The organism is Streptomyces sp. NPDC005141 (assembly GCF_053599975.1).
In genome coordinates this window covers 126197-148789 of record NZ_JBSFYW010000011.1, presented here as the reverse complement: position 1 = coordinate 148789, position 22593 = coordinate 126197, and the positions used below count along the sequence as shown (strand labels likewise).

17 protein-coding genes are annotated in these 22593 nt (G+C 68.8%); 7 read left to right on the top strand and 10 right to left on the bottom strand.

All coding sequences use genetic code 11. The features are described from left to right. Nucleotides 1-190 precede the first annotated feature (190 nt). Nucleotides 191-2239: a carbohydrate-binding module family 20 domain-containing protein gene (locus ACWD68_RS11850; RefSeq protein WP_451806276.1), complete on the top strand. Its 2049-nt coding sequence runs from the start codon at nucleotides 191-193 to the stop codon at nucleotides 2237-2239. 126 nt (nucleotides 2240-2365) lie between these two features. On the opposite strand, the gene ACWD68_RS11845 is transcribed toward ACWD68_RS11850, so the two are convergent. The 4 genes from ACWD68_RS11845 to ACWD68_RS11830 all read right to left on the bottom strand — a co-directional run bounded on the left by ACWD68_RS11845 (nucleotide 2366) and on the right by ACWD68_RS11830 (nucleotide 7615). Continuing rightward, complete coding sequence (locus ACWD68_RS11845) at nucleotides 2366-4045, bottom strand: glycoside hydrolase family 13 protein (RefSeq protein WP_451806275.1); 1680 nt, start codon at nucleotides 4043-4045, stop codon at nucleotides 2366-2368. A 232-nt stretch (nucleotides 4046-4277) separates the two neighbouring features. Next, nucleotides 4278-5186, bottom strand: coding sequence for a sugar ABC transporter permease (locus tag ACWD68_RS11840; protein WP_451806274.1), 909 nt, complete (start codon nucleotides 5184-5186; stop codon nucleotides 4278-4280). Nucleotides 5187-5199: 13 nt separating this feature from the next. Further along, nucleotides 5200-6204 carry a carbohydrate ABC transporter permease gene (locus ACWD68_RS11835; protein WP_451806273.1) on the bottom strand — a complete coding sequence of 335 codons (1005 nt, stop codon included), beginning with the start codon at nucleotides 6202-6204 and terminating at the stop codon, nucleotides 5200-5202. A gap of 136 nt (nucleotides 6205-6340) precedes the next feature. Beyond that, nucleotides 6341-7615, bottom strand: coding sequence for an extracellular solute-binding protein (locus ACWD68_RS11830; RefSeq protein ID WP_451806272.1), 1275 nt, complete (start codon nucleotides 7613-7615; stop codon nucleotides 6341-6343). A 467-nt stretch (nucleotides 7616-8082) separates the two neighbouring features. On the opposite strand from ACWD68_RS11830, the gene ACWD68_RS11825 reads away from it, so the two are divergent. Beyond that, nucleotides 8083-9117, top strand: coding sequence for a LacI family DNA-binding transcriptional regulator (locus tag ACWD68_RS11825; RefSeq protein WP_266757983.1), 1035 nt, complete (start codon nucleotides 8083-8085; stop codon nucleotides 9115-9117). Between the two features lie 108 nt (nucleotides 9118-9225). Beyond that, on the top strand, nucleotides 9226-10086 hold the full coding sequence (locus ACWD68_RS11820; RefSeq protein ID WP_451806271.1) for a phosphatase PAP2 family protein: 861 nt from the start codon (nucleotides 9226-9228) through the stop codon (nucleotides 10084-10086). Between the two features lie 101 nt (nucleotides 10087-10187). On the opposite strand, the gene ACWD68_RS11815 is transcribed toward ACWD68_RS11820, so the two are convergent. Next, complete coding sequence (locus tag ACWD68_RS11815; protein ID WP_451806270.1) at nucleotides 10188-13184, bottom strand: bifunctional [glutamine synthetase] adenylyltransferase/[glutamine synthetase]-adenylyl-L-tyrosine phosphorylase; 2997 nt, start codon at nucleotides 13182-13184, stop codon at nucleotides 10188-10190. A gap of 146 nt (nucleotides 13185-13330) precedes the next feature. Here ACWD68_RS11815 and ACWD68_RS11810 point away from each other — a divergent pair, with 146 nt between their 5' ends. The 4 genes from ACWD68_RS11810 (at nucleotide 13331) to ACWD68_RS11795 (ending at nucleotide 17398) form a co-directional block, all read left to right on the top strand. Next, complete coding sequence (locus ACWD68_RS11810; protein ID WP_451806269.1) at nucleotides 13331-13768, top strand: VOC family protein; 438 nt, start codon at nucleotides 13331-13333, stop codon at nucleotides 13766-13768. A gap of 120 nt (nucleotides 13769-13888) precedes the next feature. Continuing rightward, entirely contained in the window at nucleotides 13889-14776 is an 888-nt protein-coding gene (locus ACWD68_RS11805) for an alkaline phosphatase family protein (protein WP_451806268.1), read from the top strand. A gap of 1 nt (nucleotide 14777) precedes the next feature. Then, nucleotides 14778-16382, top strand: a complete 1605-nt coding sequence (locus ACWD68_RS11800) for an MFS transporter (RefSeq protein ID WP_451806267.1) — start codon at nucleotides 14778-14780, stop codon at nucleotides 16380-16382. Then, on the top strand, nucleotides 16379-17398 hold the full coding sequence (locus tag ACWD68_RS11795; protein WP_451806266.1) for a TolB family protein: 1020 nt from the start codon (nucleotides 16379-16381) through the stop codon (nucleotides 17396-17398). Before ACWD68_RS11800 ends, ACWD68_RS11795 begins: the two co-directional genes overlap by 4 nt. Nucleotides 17399-17517: 119 nt before the next feature. On the opposite strand, the gene ACWD68_RS11790 is transcribed toward ACWD68_RS11795, so the two are convergent. The 5 genes from ACWD68_RS11790 to ACWD68_RS11770 all read right to left on the bottom strand — a co-directional run bounded on the left by ACWD68_RS11790 (nucleotide 17518) and on the right by ACWD68_RS11770 (nucleotide 21771). Then, nucleotides 17518-18069 (bottom strand): YciI family protein, encoded by a 552-nt coding sequence (locus ACWD68_RS11790; protein ID WP_451806305.1) that lies wholly within the window; start codon nucleotides 18067-18069, stop codon nucleotides 17518-17520. A 757-nt stretch (nucleotides 18070-18826) separates the two neighbouring features. Beyond that, complete coding sequence (locus ACWD68_RS11785; RefSeq protein ID WP_451806265.1) at nucleotides 18827-19270, bottom strand: hypothetical protein; 444 nt, start codon at nucleotides 19268-19270, stop codon at nucleotides 18827-18829. A gap of 335 nt (nucleotides 19271-19605) precedes the next feature. After that, nucleotides 19606-20154: a GIY-YIG nuclease family protein gene (locus ACWD68_RS11780; RefSeq protein WP_451806264.1), complete on the bottom strand. Its 549-nt coding sequence runs from the start codon at nucleotides 20152-20154 to the stop codon at nucleotides 19606-19608. A 403-nt stretch (nucleotides 20155-20557) separates the two neighbouring features. After that, a complete protein-coding gene (locus ACWD68_RS11775; protein ID WP_451806263.1) occupies nucleotides 20558-21322 on the bottom strand; it encodes a hypothetical protein in 765 nt (254 codons plus the stop codon). A 53-nt stretch (nucleotides 21323-21375) separates the two neighbouring features. Beyond that, the gene (locus tag ACWD68_RS11770) at nucleotides 21376-21771 is read right to left on the bottom strand and encodes a hypothetical protein (protein ID WP_451806262.1); all 396 of its coding nucleotides are present in this window, start codon (nucleotides 21769-21771) and stop codon (nucleotides 21376-21378) included. Nucleotides 21772-22593 lie beyond the last annotated feature (822 nt).

Sequence of the window (22593 nt, the reverse complement as noted above, 5' to 3'; positions counted from 1 at the left end):
TGTACTCCTGCACTTCGTCGTGCGGGTGGGGGGATCGGAACGTACCGCTTGCAATCAAGTTTCAGCAAGATGTCGAAAGAACTTCCAACTCCCTTATTGACGCGCCCCCTTCGGCAGTCCCACGCTCCACACGGGTCGGCCCCGCACCCCGCGGCCGTGCCGACCGGATCCGGAGAGGAGCCGCACCCCGATGGCCTTACGACGAAGAAGGGTCCCCCGGCTGCTGGTCACCGTCGCGCTGGCACTCGGCGGGCTGGCCGCGCTGCCGGCCCAGCAGGCCGCCGCGGCCGACACCGGCGTTCCCAACGGCGATGTGATCGCGAATCTGTGGGAGTGGAACTGGAAGTCGGTCGCGTCCGAGTGCGTGAACGTCCTCGACCCGGCCGGATACGGGGCGGTGCAGGTGGCCCCGCCCGCCGAGTCCCTGAAGCAGGCCAACTATTACTGGTGGGACGTCTACCAGCCGTACTCCTACAACTTGAACAGCCGCTTCGGCACGGCGTCCGGTTTCAGGGCCATGGTCGACACGTGTCACGCGGCCGGCATCAAGGTCTACACCGACGCGGTGATCAACCACACGGCCGCCCAGACCGGCACCGGCTACAACGGCACGGTCGTCTCCAGCAAGTACGACACCCCGGACTACGACCCCGCCGACAGCGACGACTGCACCACGACGATCACCGACTGGACCAGCCGCTATCAGGTCCAGCACTGCGAACTCCTCGGCCTGCCCGACCTGGACACCGCGGAGAGCGGGGTCCGCACGAAGATCATCGGCTTTCTGAACCAGCAGATCGACCTGGGCGTCGACGGCTTCCGGGTCGACGCGGCCAAGCACATCGAGGCCGCCGACATGAGCGCGATCGTCGCCGGACTGCACACCACGACATCGGGTTCGGCGCCGTACATCACCCAGGAGATCTACCCCGGCACGCCGCCCTCGATCGACGAGTACTACGGCACCGGTGACGTCCTCGACTTCACCTTCGCCTCGCAGGTCAAGGCGCAGTTCCAGGGCGACATCGCCAACCTGTCGGGTTTCGGCAGCAGTTGGGGACTGGCGGCCGAGGCGAACTCCAACACCTTCGTCACCAACCACGACACCGAGCGCAACGGCTACTCGCTCGGCTACAAGGACGGCGCCACCGCCGTACTCGCCAACGTCTTCCAGCTGGCGCGCGGTTACGGCAGGCCGTCGGTGTACGCCGGCTGGACCTTCGGCCAGAGCGACCAGGCACCGCCGAACTCGGGCGGCGGCTTCGTCACCGACACGGACTGCGCCTCCGGCTGGTACTGCCTGGACCGTGACACCGCGGTCTCCGGCATGATCGGCTGGCACAACGCGGCCGCCGGGTACTCCGTCGCCAACTGGCAGTCCCCCGCCGCCAATGTGATCGGCTTCGGCCGGGGCGGCGCCGGGTTCGTGGCCGTCAACAACAGCTCGGGCGCCGGCACGCACACGTATACGACCGGTCTCGCGGACGGCACTTATCCGAACGTGATCGACGGCGGTGCCACCTCGGTCACGGTGACCGGCGGCAGGGCATCGCTGACCGTGCCCGCCAAGGGGGCCGTCGCGTTCTACGACCCGGACTACGTCTGCACCGTCAACTGCGGTGGTGGCGGCACCGATCCGGGCACCGGCACGGTGACGGCGACCTTCGGCGAATACGCGTCGACCACCTCGGGCACGGACGTGTACGTGGTCGGTTCGGCGGCCGCGCTGGGCGGCTGGAACACGGCGAGAGCGGTGAAGCTGTCCTCGTCCGGCTATCCGGTCTGGAAGGCGGACGTCTCGCTCCCGGCGAACAGCACGATCGCGTACAAGTACATCAAGAAGGACTCCTCGGGGAACGTCACCTGGGAATCCAACGCGAACCGGACGCTCACCACCGGCACGGCGGCCGTGGCGGCCGACAACTCCTGGAACGTGGCCGACGCCGACGCGACGGACCTGACCTTCGGAGTGACCGCGACCACCGTCTACGGCACCAACGTGTACGTGGTCGGTTCGATCCCGTCGCTCGGCTCCTGGAACACCGCCGACGCGATCCCGCTGTCCTCGGCCTCGTACCCGTACTGGGGCCGGCCGGCGATCGTGCCCAAGTCGACCTCGTTCACGTACAAGTACATCAAGAAGGACGCGTCGGGCACGGTGACCTGGGAGTCCGGGAGCAACCGCGCCTACACCACCGGCTCGGGTGCCGGGTACGCCGTGAGCGACACCTGGAAGTAAGAGCCGCACGCGGAAGCGGTGCTCCGGCCGTCAGGTACCGGAGCACCGCTTCCGCGTGCGGATCGGACCCGCCCCCGGGCGAGCGGTGCTCCGGTGGTCAGGACCGGAACACCGCTCACGCGTGGATCAGACCGCCCACCAGACGGTCGTGTCGGCGGGCAGCTTCGCCTCGCCGTCCTGCGCCAGGATCACCTCGCCGCTCGCGACGAGCACCCGGCCGTACGCGGGGACCGTCACGGCCTCGCTCCCGGTGTTGGCGGTGCAGACGAACTCACCGCGCTGGAAGGCGAGGACACCCTCCGGCGCCGTCAGCCAGCTGACGGTGTCGCCCGCGCCGAGGTCGGACCGCTCGCGCCGGACGGCGAGCGCGGCGCGGTACAGCTCCAGGGTGGAGCCCTCCGTGCCGGTCTGCGCCTCGATGCTCAGCTCCGCCCACTCGGCGGGCTGCGGCAGCCAGCTGCCACCGTCGCCGAAGCCGTACGAGGAGCCGGTGCGGGTCCACGGGATCGGCACCCGGCAGCCGTCGCGGAAGCCGTCCTGTCCGGCGCCCCGGAAGAAGGCGGGGTCCTGGCGCGCCTCGTCCGGCAGGTCGACGACGTCGGGCAGGCCGAGCTCCTCGCCCTGGTAGACGTAGGCCGAGCCGGGCAGCGCCAGCATCAGCAGGCTCGCGGCGCGGGCCCGGCGCAGACCCAGCGCCCGGTCGCCCGCGGTGCGGATCTGGGTGCCGAGGCCGGCCTCGTTGGCGAACCGGGTGGCGTGCCGGGTCACGTCGTGGTTGGACAGCACCCAGGTGGAGGGGGCGCCGACCGGACGCATGGCGTCGAGCGTGCGGTCGATCACGGAACGCAGCTCGGCGGCGTCCCAATGGGTGCCGAGGTACTGGAAGTTGAAGGCCTGGTGCAGCTCGTCGGGGCGCACGTAGTTGGCGGTGCGCTCGATCGTGGGCGTCCACGCCTCGGCGACGAAGATGCGCTCGCCGGAGTACTCGTCGAGAATCGTGCGCCACTGCCGGTAGATGTCGTGCACGCCGTCCTGGTCGAAGAACGGCATGACATCGTTGCCCAGCAGTTTCAGCTGGTCGTGGTCGCCGAGGTCCGGCAGGCCCTCCGCCTTGACCATGCCGTGCGCGACGTCGATACGGAAGCCGTCGACGCCCATGTCCAGCCAGAACCGCAGGATCGAGCGGAACTCGTCGCCCACGGCGGGGTGTTCCCAGTTGAAGTCGGGCTGCTCGGGCGCGAAGAGGTGCAGGTACCACTCGCCCGGGGTGCCGTCCGGCTCGGTGACGCGGGTCCAGGCCGGGCCGCCGAAGATGGACTCCCAGTCGTTGGGCGGCAGTTCGCCGTCGTCGCCCTTGCCGGGGCGGAAGTGGTAGCGGTCGCGCAGCGAGGAGCCGGGGCCCTCGCGCAGGGCACGCTTGAACCACTCGTGCTGGTCGGAGGAGTGGTTGGGCACCAGGTCGACGATGATCCGCAGGCCGAGACCGTGGGCGTCGCGGATCAGCCCGTCGGCGTCCATCAGGTTGCCGAACATGGGGTCGACGGCCCGGTAGTCCGCCACGTCGTAGCCGGCGTCGGCCTGCGGCGAGGCGTAGAAGGGGCTGAGCCACACGGCGTCCACGCCGAGGTCGCGCAGGTACGGGAGTCGGGAGCGTACGCCCTCCAGGTCACCCATGCCGTCGCCGTTGCTGTCGGCGAAGCTGCGCGGATAGACCTGATAGATCACCGCGTCGCGCCACCAGTCGCGGTGCGCGGCGACGGTGGCGAGACCGGAGTTCGGGGCCTGGTCGGCGGAGTGCTGGCTCATGGCGTCCTTGATGCGATGGGGGTCCTCCCGCCCGAACGCGGTCGGGCGTGGGGAGGAAACGGCTGTGGGGGCGACCCCCTGCTCACGCGAAGCCCTGGGCACGGGGCGAGAGGCGTCGGGGCGGGGGATGAGGCGGCCGCGGTACCGGCGGGGTCGGATGGGCACCGCGGCCGCCACCCGCGCGCGCGAGCGCGCGGGAGTCAATTGGGCGAACAGGGATCTCCTCGGCGGATCAGCCCTTCGTTCCGCCCGCGGTGAGTCCGGTCACCAGGTTCTTCTGCACCAGGTAGAAGAAGGCGGAGACGGGTATCGCGACCAGCACGGCCGTCGCGGCCATCAGGTTGCGCTGCGCGTCGTGCTCGCTGACGAAGCTCTGGAGTCCGACGGCGAAGGTGTACTTCGAGTCGTCCAGCATGAACGTCGAGGCGAAGGCGACCTCACCGAACGCGGTGATGAAATTGTAGAACGCGGCCACCGCGAGGCCCGGCTTCGCGAGCGGCAGGATCAGCCGGAAGAAGGTGCCGAAGGGGCTCAGCCCGTCCACCCGGCCGGCCTCGTCGATCTCGAACGGAATGGTGTCGAAGTAGCCCTTGAGCAGCCAGGCACTGTAGGGCACCGCCGTCGAGCAGTAGACGAGGATCAGGCCGAGGTAGGAGTCGATGAGCTGCAGGTCCGAGAGGATCTGGTACATCGGCACGATGAGCACGGCGATGGGGAACATCTGGGTGACCAGCAGGACCCACATGAACTTCTTGTAGCCGGGGAAGCGCATGCGCGAGACCGCGTAGCCGGTGGTGGCCGCGACCATCACGCCGACGACCGTGGTGCCGAGCGACACGATGAGCGAACTCTTCATCCACTCGAAGAAGTTCGTGTGCTGGAGCACGAAGGAGTAGTTGTCGAACGTCATCGTGTCCCAGATGCGTTCGGGGTGCAGGTAGTCGTCCTGGTCCGGGCCGAGGGACAGGTAGACGAGCCAGGCGATCGGGAACAGCGCGACCAGGCTCGCGACGATCAGGATGCCGTGGGAGACGAGCGAGCCGACGAGGCCGCGCCGACCGCGCTTGCGGGCCGGCTGCGGCGCTTCCTCGTACCCGGAGGTCTGGTCGGCCGGAGGCGTCTGAAGTGTGGTGGTGCTCATGGAGACTCCTGCCTCAGATCGCGAGCTGCTGGTCATTGCGGTTCAGCCAGCGGCGGTAGAAGGAGGTGAAGACGATCAGGATGGCCAGCAGCAGCATGCCGTAGGCCGCCGACTGCGCGAAGTCGCGCGGCTGCTGTCCGAAGCCGAGGTAGTAGGCCCAGGTGACGAGGATCTGGGCGTCCTGCGCGGTGTTGCCGAACAGCAGGAAGATCACCGCGAACTGGTTGAACGTCCAGATGATGCCGAGGAGCACGACGGTGGAGCTGACCGACCTGAGGCCCGGCAGGGTCACGTAGCGGAACTGCTGCCAGGCGTTCGCGCCGTCCATCTCGGCGGCCTCGTACAGCGTGGCGTCGATGGACTGCAGTCCGCCGAGCAGCGAGACCATCATGAACGGCACACCGCACCAGGTGTTGACCATGATCGCGGCGAACCGCTGCCAGAAGGTGTCCTCCAGCCAGGCCGGTGCCGGCACGTGCACCGCGTCGAGCATGGAGTTGATGATGCCGCCGTCGGCGAGCATGAAGCGCCAGCCGAAGACGGTGACGAAGGTCGGCACGGCCCACGGCAGCACCAGGATCAGCCGGTAGAACGTCCGGCCGCGCAGCTTCTGGTTGAGCAGCAGCGCGAGACCCAGGCCGATGCAGTAGTGCAGGGCGACACACAGGACGGTCCAGGCGATGGTCCAGATGAAGTGCGACCAGAAGCGGTCGTACGACGTCGGGCCCCACAGGATGTCCTTGTAGTTGTCCAGGCCGATGAACTTGTAGGTGGCGTCGATGTGGTTGACGCCGATCGTGCGGGCCGAGTTGAGGCTGTTGGCGTCCGTGAACGTCAGATAGAGGCCCCGTACCAGGGGATAGAGCACCAATCCGCCGAGTACGACGACGACCGGTGCGATCATCGCGTACGCATACCAGTACTTCTGGTACGAGTGCTTCAGACGCTGCATCCGGCCGGGACGCGGTGCTCGGTCACCGCGGCGCTTGCCGGTCGCTCGGTCGATGGCGACTGTCATGGTTCGACACCTTCTGCAAGATCAGGAGTTGGGCGCACACAGCCGGTGGCCGCCGTATCCGTTCCCCCCGCTTTCGAGGGGGTCCCCCCGGCCCGACCGAAGTCGGGCCGGGGAAGGATCCGGCGGCCACACGGGCTCACTTGCTGAAGTCCGGGACCAGCTTGGCGATCGCCAGTTCGGCGTTGCTCAGGCCCTTGTCCAGGGACTCCTTGCCACCCGCGATCTTCGGCAGCTCGGTGTCGAGCGGGCCCCACAGCGAGCCGTACTCGGGCAGCGCCGGGCGCGGCTGGGCGGCGGGGAGGACGCCCTGGTAGCCGGCGATGCCCGGGTCGGCCTTGACCTCGGCGGTGTAGGCGTCGTCACGCGTCGGCAGCGTGGAGTTCTTGAGGGCGATCGTCGCCTGCGACTTCGCGGAGGTCATGAACTTCACGAACTTCAGCGAGGCCTCCTGGTGGGCCTTGTCCGAACCCGCGTACACGGAGAGGTTGTGGCCGCCGGTCGGGGCGCCCGCCTTGCCGGTGGAGCCGGCCGGGACGGTCGCGATACCGAGGTTCGCCTTGTCCGAGAACGCCGAGCCCTTGTAGAAGTTGGTGATCTCCCACGGGCCCTGGATGATCGAGGCGACCTTGCCGTTGACGAAGGCGTCCTGGATGTGGGCGTACGCGTCGGCGGTGGTGTCCGCCTTGTGCAGGCCCTTGCCGGAGAACAGGCCCTGCCAGGTGCCGAACGCCTTCTTCGCCTCGGCCGAGTTCACCGTGATCTTCTTGGCGTCGGCGTCGACGGTGTTGGTGCCCTCGCCGTAGAGGAAGGACTGCGCGTAGTAGGCCTGGGTCGAGCCCCAGTAGCCGTCGACGCCGGTCTTCTTCTTGATCGTCGCGGCGGCGGTCTTCAGGTCGGCCCAGGTCTTCGGGGCCTCGGTGATGCCGGCCTTCTTGTACAGCGCCTTGTTGTAGACGAGCGCGAGGGTGTCGGTGACGAACGGCACACCGTACGTCTTGCCGTCGAACTTGGCCTGCTCGATCAGGTTGGGCTGGAACTTCGCCTGGTCCGCGAGGGCCGTGGTGCCGTCGAGCGGCAGGAAGTAGCCCTTCTTCGAGAACGCCGGGGTCCAGCCGACCTCGGAACGCAGGATGTCCGGGGCGCCCTTGGAACCGGCCGCCGTGTCGAACTTGTTCTGCGCCTGGTCGAAGGGCACGTTGACGTACTTGACCTTGATGCTGGGGTTGGCCTTCTCGAATTCCTTGGCCAGAGCCTTGTACGTCGGCGCCTCATTGGTGGCGTTCGAAGTGTCCCACCAGGTGATGGTGGTGGGACCGGCAGACTTGCCGTCGCTGCTGTCACTGCCGCCGCAGGCCGTCGCCGCGAGGGCGAAGGACGCCACCAGCGCGGTGGCCGCTATGCCACGCCGCATGAGATCTCCTTGAGGGTGAAAGCCCGAGTAGGTGGGGAATCGGTCCCGCCCGATCCCCTTGCCGACTTGCCGACTGCGCCGTTGCGTCCGCCGGGCGACGTGAACGTAACAGCCATGTAAGCGGCGCGAAAGACCTTGCAGCAAAAAAGTGCAAGAGCTGCCGAGAGTTACGCGGCCGTGACCCCGTAGCGTCCACCCCGAAACCCTGGCATCAGGCCGCTCAGCAGACATGTGGGCCCCTGTGCAAGACTCTGCAAGCTCTTGCCATCGCTGTCCGGTACGGGGGATCATCGCCCTTTGGCGCTTGCAGGAGCCACCCCCTTCCCGCGGCGCACGCACGGGACCCCGAGCCGACCAGAACACGAGGGAGCGCGATGACGCAGCAGCCCGGAGCGGGCCGATCAACCGCCCGCACACGGCGTCTGGTTGGTGGGCAGGGTGAGATGCGACCGGTACAGTCCAATCCTGTGACCACACGGCTTGCCGACATCGCAGCCCAGGCGGGGGTCAGTGAGGCGACTGTCAGCCGCGTCCTGAACGGGAAGCCTGGCGTCGCCGCGACCACCCGCCAGTCCGTCCTGGCCGCGCTCGACGTACTGGGCTACGAGCGCCCGGTGCGCCTGCGACAGCGCAGCGAAGGCCTGGTGGGCCTCATAACCCCCGAGCTGGAGAACCCGATATTCCCTGCCCTCGCGCAGGTCATCGGGCAGGCCCTGACGCGCCAGGGCTATACCCCCGTCCTCGCGACCCAGACTCCGGGCGGCTCCACCGAGGACGAGCTGACCGAGATGCTGGTCGACCGCGGGGTCGCCGGCATCATCTTCGTCTCCGGCCTCCACGCCGACACCTCGGCGGACATGCAGCGCTACGAACAACTGCGTGGTCAAGGTGTCCCGTTCGTCCTGGTCGACGGCTTTTCGCCCAAAGTGCAGGCGCCGTTCATCTCGCCGGACGACCGCGCGGCGATGGCCCTCGCGGTCACCCACCTCGCCTCGCTCGGGCACACCAGCATCGGTCTCGCCCTCGGCCCCAAGCGGTTCGTGCCGGTGCAGCGCAAGATCGAGGGCTTCGTGCGCACCATGCAGGAGCAGCTGAACCTGAGCCCCGCCGATGTCGAGGAGCGACTGGTCCAGCACTCGCTGTACACGCTCGAGGGCGGCCAGGCCGCCGCGAGTGCCCTCATGGACCGCGGCTGCACGGCGATCGTCTGCGCCAGCGACATGATGGCGCTCGGCGCGATACGGGCGGCGCGCCAGCGCGGCCTGGAGGTCCCCAAGGACATCTCGGTCGTCGGATTCGACGATTCGCCGCTGATCGCCTTCACCGACCCGCCGCTCACGACGATCCGCAAGCCGGTGCCCGCGATGGGACAGGCCGCGGTGCGCACGTTGCTGGAGGAGATCGGCGGGACGCCCGCGCCGCACAGCGAATTCGTGTTCATGCCGGAACTGGTGGTGCGCGGTTCGACCGCTTCTGCCCCTGGGGACCGGAATCGTCCCTAGGGAGGACGGCCGGAAGGCCTTCCGCCTCCCCCGGGTGTAGAACGTGCGACCAGGACCCGACCAAGGGATGATCGGTGGGGGAACGCTTTTCTGGCAGACTCTGTGCCTATGGGTGAGACGACCGTGACGACACTGGAAGGCCGGGAGCAGGCCACTCCACAGCCCGTCGCGGAGGAGAAGGCGGGGAACAAGGTCCTGCGCCGTATGCGGGCCCCGCGTCGCCCCCGCCTCTGGTTCGAAATCCTGCTCATCGCCGTGAGTTACTGGACGTATTCGCTGATCCGGAACGCCGTTCCGGAGCAGCGAGGCGAAGCGCTGCGTAACGCGGACTGGATCTGGCAGGTGGAACACCACCTCGGCGTCGCCGTCGAGGAGTCGGTCAACCATGCCGTGAACTCGGTGACATGGCTGATCATCGGCATGAACTACTACTACGCGACGCTGCACTTCGTGGTGACGCTGAGTGTTCTTGTCTGGTTGTACCGCTGTCATCCCGGCCGCTATGCGGCGGCCCGTCTCGTACTGTTCGCGACCACGGCGGTGGCCCTCGTCGGCTACTACTTCTTCCCTCTCGCGCCACCCCGCCTGATGACCGGCGGCACCTTCGTCGACACGGTCATGGTCCACCAGACCTGGGGCTCGATGGCTTCCGGCGACCTGAAACACATGTCCAACCAGTACGCCGCGATGCCGTCCATGCACATCGGCTGGTCCGTGTGGTGCGGCCTGACCGTCTTCGCACTGGCCTCGGCCCCCTGGGCCCGCATCCTCGGCATCCTCTATCCGGCGGCCACTCTCCTGGTCATCGTCGCCACCGCGAACCACTTCTGGCTGGACGCGGTGGGCGGCCTGCTCTGCCTCACCTTCGGCTTCCTGGTGGCCCGCCTGTGGTACGGGGCGCTGCCGTACTCCCTGCCGCAGTGGGTACCGGGGACGCGCGGGGCGCCGGTCCTGCCTTTGAAGACCTGACCGACGCCCACCGTCACGTTCAGTGACGGTGGACGTCGTCACGTTCAGTGACCACCGAGACCCTCAGGCTCCGTAGAGCTCCTCGGACTCCGCAGAGATCCTCAGGCTCCGTAGAACAGCTCGTCCACCACGGCCCGGGCCCGCCGGGTGGTCCGCCGGTAGTCGTCGAGCATGTCTCCGACGTGCCCCGGGTCGTACCCCAGGTAGCGGCCCACGGCGGCGAGCTCTCTCCCGTCCGAGGGGAAGGTGTCGCCGGCCCGGCCCCGCACGAGCATGACGGCGTTCCGCACACGGGTGGCCAGGACCCATGCCTCGTCGAGCGTCGCCGCGTACTCGGCGGACAGCAGATCCGCCGCGCAGGCGGCGGCCAGCGCCTCCCGCGTCCGGGTCGTCCGCAGGCCCGGCTCGGCCCAGCCGTGCTGGAGCTGGATCAGCTGAACCGTCCACTCCACGTCGGAGAGACCTCCGCGCCCGAGCTTGGTGTGCAGCGTGGGGTCGGCGCCGCGCGGCAGCCGCTCCGTCTCCATCCGGGCCTTCAGCCGCCGGATCTCCCGTACGGCCTCCTCGCCCAGGCCCTCCGCCGGATACCGCAGCGGATCGACCAGCTCGATGAACCGGCTCCCGAGGTCCGCGTCCCCCGCCACGACCTCCGCGCGCAGCAGCGCCTGCGACTCCCACACCAGCGACCAGCGCCGGTAGTACGCCTCGTACGAATTCAGCGTCCGGACCAGCGGCCCGGACTTCCCCTCGGGTCGCAGGTCCGCGTCGATCAGCAGGGGCGGATCCGCGCTGGGCAGCTGGAGCAGCCGTCGCATCTCGGACACCACGGCGTTCGCGGCCTGCGACGCCTCCTGTTCGGCCACACCCTCCCGGGGCTCGTGCACGAAGAGCACGTCCGCGTCGGAGCCGTAACCGAGCTCATGGCCCCCGAAGCGGCCCATCCCGATGACCGCGAACCGCGTGGGGAGCGTGTCCCCCCAGCCGTCCCGCACCACGGCCCGCAGCGTGCCCGCGAGCGTCACCGCCGTCAGATCGGACACCGCGCCGCCGACCAGGTCGACCAGCGCCCCCTGATCGGCGACGGCCGGCGTCTCCTCGGTTCCGTACGAGGCGACGATGTCCGTCGCGGCGGTGCGGAACAGCTCCCGCCGCCGCACGCCGCGCGCCGCGGTCACGGCCTGCTCGCCACCGTCGGCCCGCCGCACCGCGGCGAGGATCTCCTGTTCCAGATGGGCACGGCCGCGCGGTTCGAGGCCGCCGCTCTCCCCGTCGCCCAGCAGTGCCACCGCCTCCGGCGCGCGCATCAGCAGGTCCGGGGCGAGCCGTCCCGCCGAGAGCACCCGCGCGAGGTTCTCGGCGGCGGCGCCCTCGTCCCTCAGCAGGCGCAGATACCAGGGGGTCTTGCCGAGCGCGTCCGACACCTTGCGGAAGTTGAGCAGGCCGGCGTCGGGGTCGGCGGAGTCCGCGAACCACCCCAACAGCACCGGGAGCAGGGTCCGTTGGATGGCGGCCTTGCGGGTGACCCCGGAGGCCAGCGCCTCCAGGTGGCGCAGCGCGGCGGCCGGATCGGCGTACCCGAGGGCGACGAGCCGCTCCCGGGCCGCGTTCAGGCTCAACCGGGCCTCGCCCGGCGCCAGTTGGGCCACGGCGTCGAGCAGAGGCCGGTAGAACAGCTTCTCGTGCAGCCGCCGCACCATGGCCGCGTGCCGCTTCCACTCCCGGTTCAGTTCCTTGACCGGGTCGGCCCGCAGCCCGAGCGACCGCCCGATCCGCCGCAGATCGGCCTCGTCCTCCGGCACCAGATGCGTGCGCCGCAGCCGGAAGAGCTGGATGCGGTGTTCCATCGTCCGCAGGAAGCGGTAGGCGTCGTCGAGCTGCACGGCGTCGGCGCGTCCCACGTATCCGCCCGCCGCGAGCGCCTTCAGGGCGTCCAGTGTCGTACCGCTGCGCACGGAGGTGTCGGCCCGGCCGTGCACCAACTGCAGGAGCTGTACGGCGAATTCGACGTCCCGGAGTCCTCCGGGAGCGAGCTTCAGCTCCCGCTCGATCTCGGCGGCCGGGATGTTCTCGACGACGCGGCGCCGCATCTTCTGCACGTCGGCGACGAAGTTCTCCCGCTCGGCGGCATGCCACACCAGCGGGGAGAGCGTGGCCACGTACTTCTCGCCCAGCTCCAGGTCCCCCGCGACGGGGCGGGCCTTGAGCAGTGCCTGGAACTCCCAGGTCTTGGCCCACCGCTGGTAGTACGCGAGATGACTGCTGAGCGTCCGCACGAGGGGTCCGTTGCGGCCCTCGGGGCGCAGATTGGCGTCGACGGGCCAGATGCTGCCCTCGACGGTCGTCTCGGAGCAGATCCGCATCATGTGCGAGGCGAGCCGGGTGGCCGCCTGCACGGCCTTCTGCTCGTCGGCCCCCTCGACGCCCTCCCCTACGAAGATCACGTCGACGTCGGACACGTAATTGAGCTCGTGTCCACCGCACTTGCCCATCGCGATGACCGCGAGCCGGCACAGCGCGGCGTCGTCGGGCGCGGCGGCCCTGGCGATGGCGAGCGCGGCGCGCAGGGTCGCGGTGGCGAGGTCGGCGAGTTCGGCGGCGGTCTGGGCGAGGTCGGTGGTGCCGCACACGTCGCGCGCGGCGATGGAGAGCATGCAGCGGCGGTAGGCGACGCGCAGCGAGACGGGGTCCGTCGCGTCCGCCAGGCCCCGTTCGAACTCCTGGACCCCGGGATGCAGGTCCTGTGCCTCGTAGGTGACGAGGGCCTGCCAGTCGTGCGGGTGCCGGGCGAGGTGGTCGGCGAGCGCGGTGGAGGCGCCGAGCACGCCCAGCAGCCGGTCCCGCAGCGGTTTGGCCGCGATCAGTGTGTCGAGGAGCTCCCGCTGGGCGGGGTGCCCGTCCTGCGCCTCGACGAGCCGGACGAGTCCGAGCAGCGCGAGGTCCGGGTCGGCGGTGGCGCCCAGCGCGTCCAGCAGGACCGGGTCGGACCGTACGGGCGCCAGTTCGGGCCCTTCCAGGAGCCGCTCGGCCGCCGACGGATCAGTGAAGCCGTGTCGCAGCAGCCGCGTGAAGGTACTGCTTCTGCGCCCCGGCGCATTCATCCCGGCCTCCTGTCGGATCGGACTCCACGGATTATCGGATCAAGGTCGTGCGAAGCGAGCCTAACCCCGGTCCCCAGGGTGGCGCCCCGCGCCGGTCTGGGCTTCTGTGGACAGAGCCGTGAGCCGTACGTCAAGGGAGTCAAGCCATGGACATGACCCTCGAAGTGATCCTGCTGCCGGTCTCCGACGTGGACCGGGCCAAGGAGTTCTACCGGGACAAGGTCGGCTTCCATGTCGACCTGGACGGGGAGGTGATGGAGGGCGTGCGGATCGTTCAGCTGACGCCGCCCGGGTCCGGTTGTTCGATCGCGCTCGTCGACGGGCTCCAGGTCCCGACGGGGACGCCGCAGCCGGGGACGTACCACGGGATGCAGCTGTGTGTGCAGGACGCCGCGGCGGCGTACGAGGAGCTGACCGGCCGCGGCCTCGACGTCAGTGAGCCGGTCGCGTTCGCCCCGCGGGACGGGGCCACCTTCATGTATTTCAAGGACCCGGACGGGAACGGCTGGGCGATCCAGGAGTACCGCCGGCGGGCGAAGGAGCCGCTGCACCAGGTGCTGGGCCAACTGGCCCGCGATCGCTGACAACAGCAGTTCATCCTCTCTTCATCCCTCCGGTTGAGGGGCGTGGGCCCCGGGAATCTTGGCGTGTGCATGCTCTGTCCGCACCGCCACCGTCGTCGCTCCCCCCACCGGAGGTCTGAAGTGTCCGGCAGAAACGTGTACCGCCGCAGTCGTGCCGTCGTGGCATCCGCCCTCGCCTTCACCGCGGCCGCGGTAGGGCTGTGGACCGGGTTCGCCGGCTCGTCGCCCGCCCGTGCCGCGGCCGCGGTCCCGACCCCGGACCACGTCGTGGTCGTGGTCTTCGAGAATCACGCGTACAGCCAGGTGATCGGCTCCTCCAGCGCGCCGTACATCAACTCGCTCAAGACCGGCGGGGCCAACCTCTCCCAGTCGTACGCCGAGACGCACCCGAGCCAGCCCAACTACTTCGCCCTGTTCTCCGGCTCCACCCAGGGCATCACGGACGACAGCTGCTACACGCCCGGCTTCTCCTCCGCCCCGAACCTCGCCTCCGAGCTGATCGCCGCGGGCAGGACGTGGGGCAGCTACAACGAGACCCTGCCCAGCCAGGGTTCGACCACGTGCAGCAGCGGCACGTACGCGCGCAAGCACAACCCGTGGTTCGGCTTCAGCAACGTACCGACGTCCAGCGCCAGGACGTTCGCCCAGTTCCCGACGGACTACACGACGCTTCCGCAGGTCTCCTTCGTCGTCCCGAACCTGTGCAGCGACATGCACGACTGCTCGGTGTCCACCGGTGACACCTGGCTGAAGAACAAGCTGAGCGCGTACGCCACCTGGGCCAAGACCCACAACAGCCTCCTCGTCGTCACCTTCGACGAGGACAACCGGCTCAGCGGCAACAAGATCCCGACAGTGCTCTACGGCCAGCAGGTGACCGCGGGTTCCTCCTCCACCACCACCTACAACCACTACGACCTGCTGCGCACGCTGGAGGACATGCACGGCCTCCCGCACGCGGGCAACGCGGCCTCCGCCAAGGACATCACGGGCATCTGGACGTCCTGACATGTACGTAGCGGACAGCCGCGCCGGTACACCGGAGACTCCGGCGGCGTCCGCGGAGAGCGCCGCCCGGCCCCGCGCCGGGCGGCGCCGTAACGCGGTCGCGCCCACGGTGCTGGCACTCGGCACGGTCAGTCTGATCACCGACGTCTCCTCGGAGATGGTGACGGCGGTACTGCCCCTGTACCTGGTGGCGGGCCTCGGTCTGTCCCCGCTGGGCTTCGGGCTCCTCGACGGGATCTACAACGGCTTCTCGGCCCTGGTCCGCCTGGCCGGGGGGCATCTCGCCGACCGGGGCGGGGGCCGTCACAAGTGGGTGGCGGGCGCCGGATACGCCCTCTCGGCGGCCTGCAAACCCCTGCTCCTGGTGGCGCAGACCCTGACCCCCATCGGCCTGGTCCTCGCGGCCGACCGCACCGGAAAGGGCCTGCGCACGGCCCCGCGCGACGCCCTCATCTCCCTGTCGAGCACCCCGGAGACCCGCGGCCGCGCCTTCGGCGTCCATCGCGCGATGGACACGGCGGGCGCCCTGCTGGGCCCGCTGGCCGCCTTCCTGATCCTCCGGGCCACCGTCGACGGCTACGACGCCGTGTTCATGGTCAGCTTCTGCGTGGCCGTGGTCGGCGTCCTGGTCCTGGTGCTGTTCGTCCCGGGCGGCGCGGCTTCGCAGGGCGACACCGGGCGGCCGGTTCGTGCCGGGGCCGGCGCTGGGACCGGGGCCAGGTCCGGGGCTGGGTCCGAGTCCGGATCCAGGTCCCGGTCCCGGGCTGGGGCCGGGGCTGGGGCTGGGTTCGAGGCCCGTGACGACCGGGAGCCCGGTGCCGCGAACGGACCCGCACGGGAATCCCGTACGACGGCCCGAACCGGCGGAGAAGCCGGAGCAGGCCCGGAGTCCCGCGGTGGAGCCGGAGTCGGCCCGGAGACCGGCCGGGAATCCGCGGTGCCGTCCGCGCCCGGCCCCGGTGCCCCGGCCGAGGCCGAACGGGCCTCCGAGCCGCGCCCCACCCTGCGCGCCGCCCTGGCCCTGCTGCGCCGCCCGGAACTGCGCCGCATCGCGCTCTGCGCGACCCTGCTCGGCCTCGCCACGGTCAGCGACTCGTTCGTGTTCCTGCTGCTCCAGCGCAGGCTCGGAGTGCCGGACCGCTGGTTCGCGCTGCTGCCCCTCGGCACCGCAGCCGCGTTCCTGCTGCTGGCCGTCCCGCTCGGCCGGCTCGCGGACCGGGCCGGCCGGTGGCGGGTGTTCCTGGCCGGACACGGCGCCCTGCTCCTCGCGTACACCCTGCTGCTCACGTCCTGGCACGGTACGGCGCTGCCGTACGCCGTCCTGCTCCTGCACGGCGGCTTCTACGCGGCGACGGACGGCGTGCTCATGGCCGCGGCCTCGGACAGCGTGCCGACGGAACTGCGCTCGTCCGGGCTCGCGCTGGTCCAGACGGGGCAGGCACTGGCCCGGTTCGTCTGCTCGCTCGGCTTCGGCGCGGCGTGGACGGCGTGGGGCGACCGTACGGCGCTCACCGCGTCGGCCGTGGCACTCGCCCTGTGCGCCCTGTTCGCGCTGAACCTGCACCCCACCCACCGCACCCGCACCCCCTCAGAAGGCCTCGCATGACGCTGCGAACCCGCATCCTGGTCCTGGTCTGCGCCCTGGTCGTCCTGGCGGGCGTCGCGACGGCCTCCGTGCTGCACGCCTCGGCCCGCGCCGAGCGCAGGAACGAGGCCCGCCCCGGTGGCCCGCGGATCACCGCGGGGCGGGTCTCCCTGACCGACTCCCGGCGGCTGGTGTTCCGGAACATGGCGTGGGGCCCGCACCGCGACGAGCTGACGGCCGTCCCGGCGTCCGACCCGTCGGGCCCGCGCACGGCGTCCAAGGTCAAGTGCCTGCGCTTCCACGCCGCTTCGGGCACCGGCGTGTGCCTTCAGGCCGTGCACGGAACGGTCCGGGACACCTACCGGGCGGTGATCCTCGACGCCGGTCTGCGCGTGACGGCCCGCTACGACGTACCCGGCATCCCGTCCCGCGCCCGCGTCTCGCCCAGCGGCCGGTACGCGGCCTGGACGGCGTTCGTGGGCGGCGACTCCTACGCGGGCACGAACTTCTCGACCCGGGCCGCCGTCGTCGACACCCGCACGGGGAGGCTGACACCGTCCCTGGAGGTGTACCGCGTGGTGAAGGAAGGCAGGACCTACCACGCGGCCGACGTCAACTTCTGGGGCGTGACCTTCGCGGACGACGACCGCACCTTCTACGCCACGATGGCCACGCACGGCACCACCCACCTGGTCCGCGGCGACCTGCGCACCCGCACCGTCACCACCCTGCGCACGAACGTCGAATGCCCCTCCCTCTCCCCCGACGGCACCCGCGTCGCGTTCAAGAAGCGCGTCAAGGGCCTTCCCCAGGACGCCCCTTGGCACCTGTACGTCCTCGACCTGCGCACCGGGCGCGAAACCCCGCTCGCCGAGCCCCGCAGCGTCGACGACCAGGCGGTCTGGCGCGACGACCGCACCCTCGTCTACGCCCTCCCCGGCGACTACGGAGCCGACCTCTACACGGTCCCGTCCGACGGCACGGGAGAGCCGCGGCGCATCAGCGCGGCGGCCGTGTCTCCCGCGTATGTGCGCTAGGGAGTGGCCTGGATGTCCGCCGCGCCGGCTCGTACCCCAGCGGGGGGCTGGCGACGCGCCTGAGGTGCGGGACCATGAGGTGACCCCGGGGACCCCACCGAGGGCCGGCGCCGCTCATTTCATGACGGCCGCCCGCCGAACTGCCAGTCGTGGACCTCGATGTCGGCGTACCGGTCGGGGGTGAGGACGGCGCGGGCCGCGTCCGGGTCCGGCGCCAGCACCAGCGCCGCCGTACCCAGCCAGGCGGAACCGTCGTCCGACAGCAGCGGCCCGTAGGCGATCAGCCCGTCCTGCTTCGGCGGCACCTCGAGGTCGGCGGCCTGTCCCGCGCCGAGGCCGAGCACCAGGTACCGGTTGCCACCGGTACGGCCGCCGGGAAACTCCCACATGGTGCGCCCCAGCGTGTTGCGCCACCGGCGCACCAGCACGTCGCGGTACACGCCCGCCTGGTAGCCGGGCTCACCGAAGGCGAAGGCGTGCGCGGCCGAGGGATCGGGCAGGTCGACGATGTGCACGCTGCCGGTGGGCGCGTCCCGGTCGCCGTCGAGGGTCGGGCCGCGGGCGATCATCTCGGCCGCGTACCGGTCCATGTACGACCAGTGCTCTTCCAGCAGTTCATCGCGCAGTTCCAACGAGCCGGGCCGGTCACGGTGATAACAGAAGAACTCCATACCCACAGTCTTCATCACCGGCCCACTTCCCCGACCAACAGACCTCACAAGGGCCGGAGTTGACGTCGGATCACCAACCTCACCGCGAACACCGACACCCCCGCGGCCCGCCTCCGCCGCCCTCCGGATCCCCCGGGGCGCCCCCGGCCCCCGAAAACGCCGCAGGGCCGACGGTCACCGACCGTCGGCCCCACGTGCCGTTCTGGTCGAACGGCGTCATGTCCAACTTCCGTCGCACGCACGAGGTCCCGCGCCTTGCAACGGCAGTGAGCCTGATCTGCTTCGTCCTCACGCTCGTCTTCGGCATCGCGGGCGTACGCCAGCAGCTCTGTCCGGCCTCCCCGCCGAGCCGAGACGGGCACACCGAATCCCCCCGCCCACCGCCGCACCACTCGCGCACCAGATCGGGCGGGGAACCGCGGGAACTCACGGTGAAGCGGGACCGGCCGAAGGGAGCCGTGTTCTGAACGTTCATCCAGGTCAGCAGCCCGCGTCGTCGATGTCAGCGTCGGATGTCAGCGGAACAGTCCCGGCACGGGGCAGATCTTAAAGGGCTCGTCCGGTCGATCCGCCCAGCGCCACCAGACGTGTCGGCCAGCGCACCTCCACAGTGATCGCCAGGTCCGCCGACCGTCGTCCTCGCGCGTGGAGGGCACGAGTCCATCGGACCTCATCGGCCGGCTGCACTCAGGACAGGCCGGGACATCACTGATCATGTGGCGCACCATAACGAAAGGCGACTGAATCGACATCTAAGTCACCGCATGCAAAAGAAGCCGATATAAGCTTTTCCGTCCCACTGCTTTTCTGCGGGAATGAAAGCCGTATAGCTCATGAGGCATCCATTTTTCCATGAGTGGGACACGAAATTCCAGCGATATTTTTCCCCCTCCTTCAGGTTCCAGCCCTCACCGCGCGGAGCCGAAAGGTCTTTCACCTTGTGGACTGGAACGTCAAAGAAAAGATCCCAACTCATTCCCATGGATTTCAGATACAGTCTGGTGGCATCCGGATCGGCGTCGAATTCCAGGTTCCCGCTTATTCCGTCTTTGTCCGGAGCGGTACAGAGCCGAACTGTCGCGCCGTCAGGGAGGTCCGGCAGCGAAAAGAGCCGGGCGTCGCCGGCGGATATTCTGCTCCGGCAGTGGTACTCCACAGCGGGTACACGCGACGTAATCGAAAAAGTGGCGAGAATGATCACAACAAGGAGCATCGCGCCCAGAAAGGGTGATTTCACCGACAATCGAATCCCCCGGAACGTACTGGCTGCGCCACCGCATGATGCAAGGTGCCGGCAGATTACCCGATTCTCCCCTCAAGTCTAAAGACGAGATCGGAGGCACAAGGGGGAACTCGCACATGGTGGGCGAGGACGGTTTCGGACCGCCGACACTCGCCTTGTAAGTTCGCTCGCTGCGCGGTGCGGCGTGCTGGAACGGGGCCCGCTGGTCGCTGTTGGATCCGGCTCCAGCCACCGCCGTGTGCCATCGTTCGCAGCCGTTGATGTCAGTTGGTGATGTCAGACCGGCGGACGGTCTATGCGCTGACGGGCAACTCCCGTGCACGCTGCCGGGCTTGGGATCTGAGTTCCTTGAGTCGGCTGTGGAATGGGTTGTGTCGGTTCTGGTCGAGGTTCAGCGGCAGGTCGAGTTGAGAGATGAGTTCCGACTCCAGGGTCCACGGTTCGTCGTGCTCGATCCAGCACACGCGGGCGTTCTCCGCCATCCACTGGCTGAGGGCGGCTTCGCCAGCCTTGCCGAAGGTCATGCGCGTCCCGCTGCGGCCTACGCGACGCAGCTCGATCCCGAGCAGGCAACCGAGTGTGAGGCGAAGCGTCGATCCGGCAGCAGTGCCCCGGTAGTGATTCCGCACGCGCTTACGCAGGTTCTGCGTGCTGGTCCGATTCGCCATATAACTCGGGGCTATACCGACGTAGAGCAGGCGCCCGGCATCGAGGTCTACACAGGGAGCCTGTTCGAAGTACCACCCGTAAACCCCAGCAACCGCCGGCACCGGGTTGGGACGCGACAAGACCTCCTGCGCCGACCACAGCCGATCCGGTGCGGTGAGAGCGGCATGGGCCACGGAGCCTCCAAGGTCGGCAACGGCTGCTGATCGGAGGCTATTGGACGACTGCGTCGGCCCTAGCCGCATACCGAACACCGCCGCTTTGTAAGGGCGGACATGGTCATAGGTGGGAACGCCCAGGTTGCTCCGGCTCTCACGCCAGCCCAGATCAACAGCACGTCTCGACTGCTGCGCAGCGTCGTTGACCGCACGATATGGCACGGGTGTGACAGGGGAACGTCTTCATCCGGAATTATGGGCGGGCTGGTCATTTGAAATCTGCTGGGCCGGTCACTTGGGCGTCTGGGGTCGATGCCAGTTGGCTGCGGTCGCGGTGGTTGCTGGACTCCGCGGCTGTATAGCCACGGGGGCGAGCCCATTCGCATCTGGTCCCTGTGAACCAAGGCATCCGCCAAGCTCATCAGCCCGGTTCGGGGCAGTGTGCTCCCGTCGGGCAGAGGGAGTTCACGGCCTTCGTGAGCGGCTCCGTCATGTCCGTGCCGGGCCGTGAGTACACGATGATGGCGTACAGCGTCCCGCCGGCGGCCTGGAAACGGTGGTCGACGGTCTGGGTGGCCCCGTACTGCTTGCTGTCGTAGCGGTAGCTGAACTCAGTCCAGTCGGCGCCGGTCCGCCGGTCGAGGTATTGGTAACCCTTGAACCCCTCTGCGATGGACTGAGCCTGCGCCGAGGACTCCGTCACGGAATTCTCCTTGACCTCGAACACCATCAACCTGGCCAGGCTGTTCGGGGCCGTATAGGTGACAACGGGTTGCAGCTTCCCCTGCGTCTCCTTGCGTGCCCATCCTCGAGGGATGCTGATCACGTAGCCAGCCGGGTCATTGACCTTGTGGTACACAGCATCGACCGACGTGGCAGGTGTCGCGACCCCCGGAGCAGGTGGCAGTAAACGCGAAACGCCGAAGGCTACGGCCAATGCGAGCAGGGTCACAAATGCGAGGCCAGCGCCACGCCACCAACTCCCGCGGTTCGGTGGAGCGGTCCCGATGTCGACGACTGTCTCCATGTCGTAGAAGATCGTTGACGTCGGTGCTGGTGTCGGACCCTCGATCTGTTTCGTCTCTGTGGTGGCTCCGCAAGTCACTGGCATGTCAAGCAGGGAAGCCACGTACCTTCGCCACAGCGTCGCATTCCGCTGCCGCCCATACTCGATCAGCAACTCCACGGATTCGACGTTAGTATCCGTCAGTGACGCCCAGTACCGCCGTACCAGTCTGCTCACGGCTCGATCACCTCCGCGCCGCCCGGCGGTACACCGACGTGCTCGGCTGGCTCGGGACCGGAGTATCCACCCCCGAACACTGCCTGCACGGTGCGCGCGCTGCCTAACTGGCGCAGCAACGCTGGCGCCGTGGCTCCCACAGCGACTGTGGCCAAGGCTCCCGTTACTTGTGGGGAGAAAATCCATCCGGCCACGGCGCCGAGGGAAAGACGAGTCACGGCTGCCAGCATGTCGGACGGGGGATCGACGTATTTGTCGAGCCGCGGAAGTTGCTTCCGCCGCTTATTCCCTGCCAAGGCGCGATGCCGAGCCGTCTGCCATGCCGCTATCCGGCCATAGAGGACGACGATCTCCACGACAAGGCCACCCAGTGCGCCGTATGTGATGGACATCGTCCACTCCATGGCCGCTCCCCCCCTCGGCGATGGCGCCGTATAGCTCAGTTAAGAATTTCAGACAGGTGGGTCGATCGGGGCGAAGTTGGCATAAGAGCCCCGTGGGCCCCTCTGGTGATCTTCAGCGCTGCCCCATGCCAGCGCCATCCCACCCGGGTCGATCACAGGGATCTGCCAACGTCGGCCAACCGCTCCTGCGCCTAGGCCTCGAGTCAAGCCGACGGGGCGACACCCCTCGGCTGAGGATGGCGCCCCGGGGTTGAGGCCAACTTTGGAGTTTGGCCTCATCTTTATCAGGTCGATCACGGCGGTTCGGAGTGCCGATCGACCTTCTAGCCGGATTGCTGGTCCGGTGAGGTTCGGCGTTAGCTGCGGCTGTTCGCCTCTGTTGGTGTCAGCCGCTGATGTCAGACCTCAGCGGCGGGCTTGACAATCCGATTCCGGAGCAGTGATCGGGCTCCCCAACCGGGCTCGGACAAGCAGCAGCACGATGATCACTGTGACCAGCTGGGTCGCAGAATCGAGTACTGCGGCAGCAGGCTCGGCGCCGATCACGCAGCTAGCTACCGCCCCGAGCGACAGCCATTCAGCGTTGACAGTGGCTTCTGGAACACTAGTAGTAGCGCCAAGGCTTCCACCTGGGAGCAGGGCGCCGTGGGTCGGGTGAAAATGAGCCAGAGAATCTTGCCTGATCAGAGCGCGGAAAGCGTACGCGCACAGATCCGAAGACGCGGATTCCCGCAGGTCGAGGCGACTTGTATTGGCTGGTCGCGCCCGGCGGGCCGTGGACAGCATGGACGAGGGCAGCGTTTCTGGGGC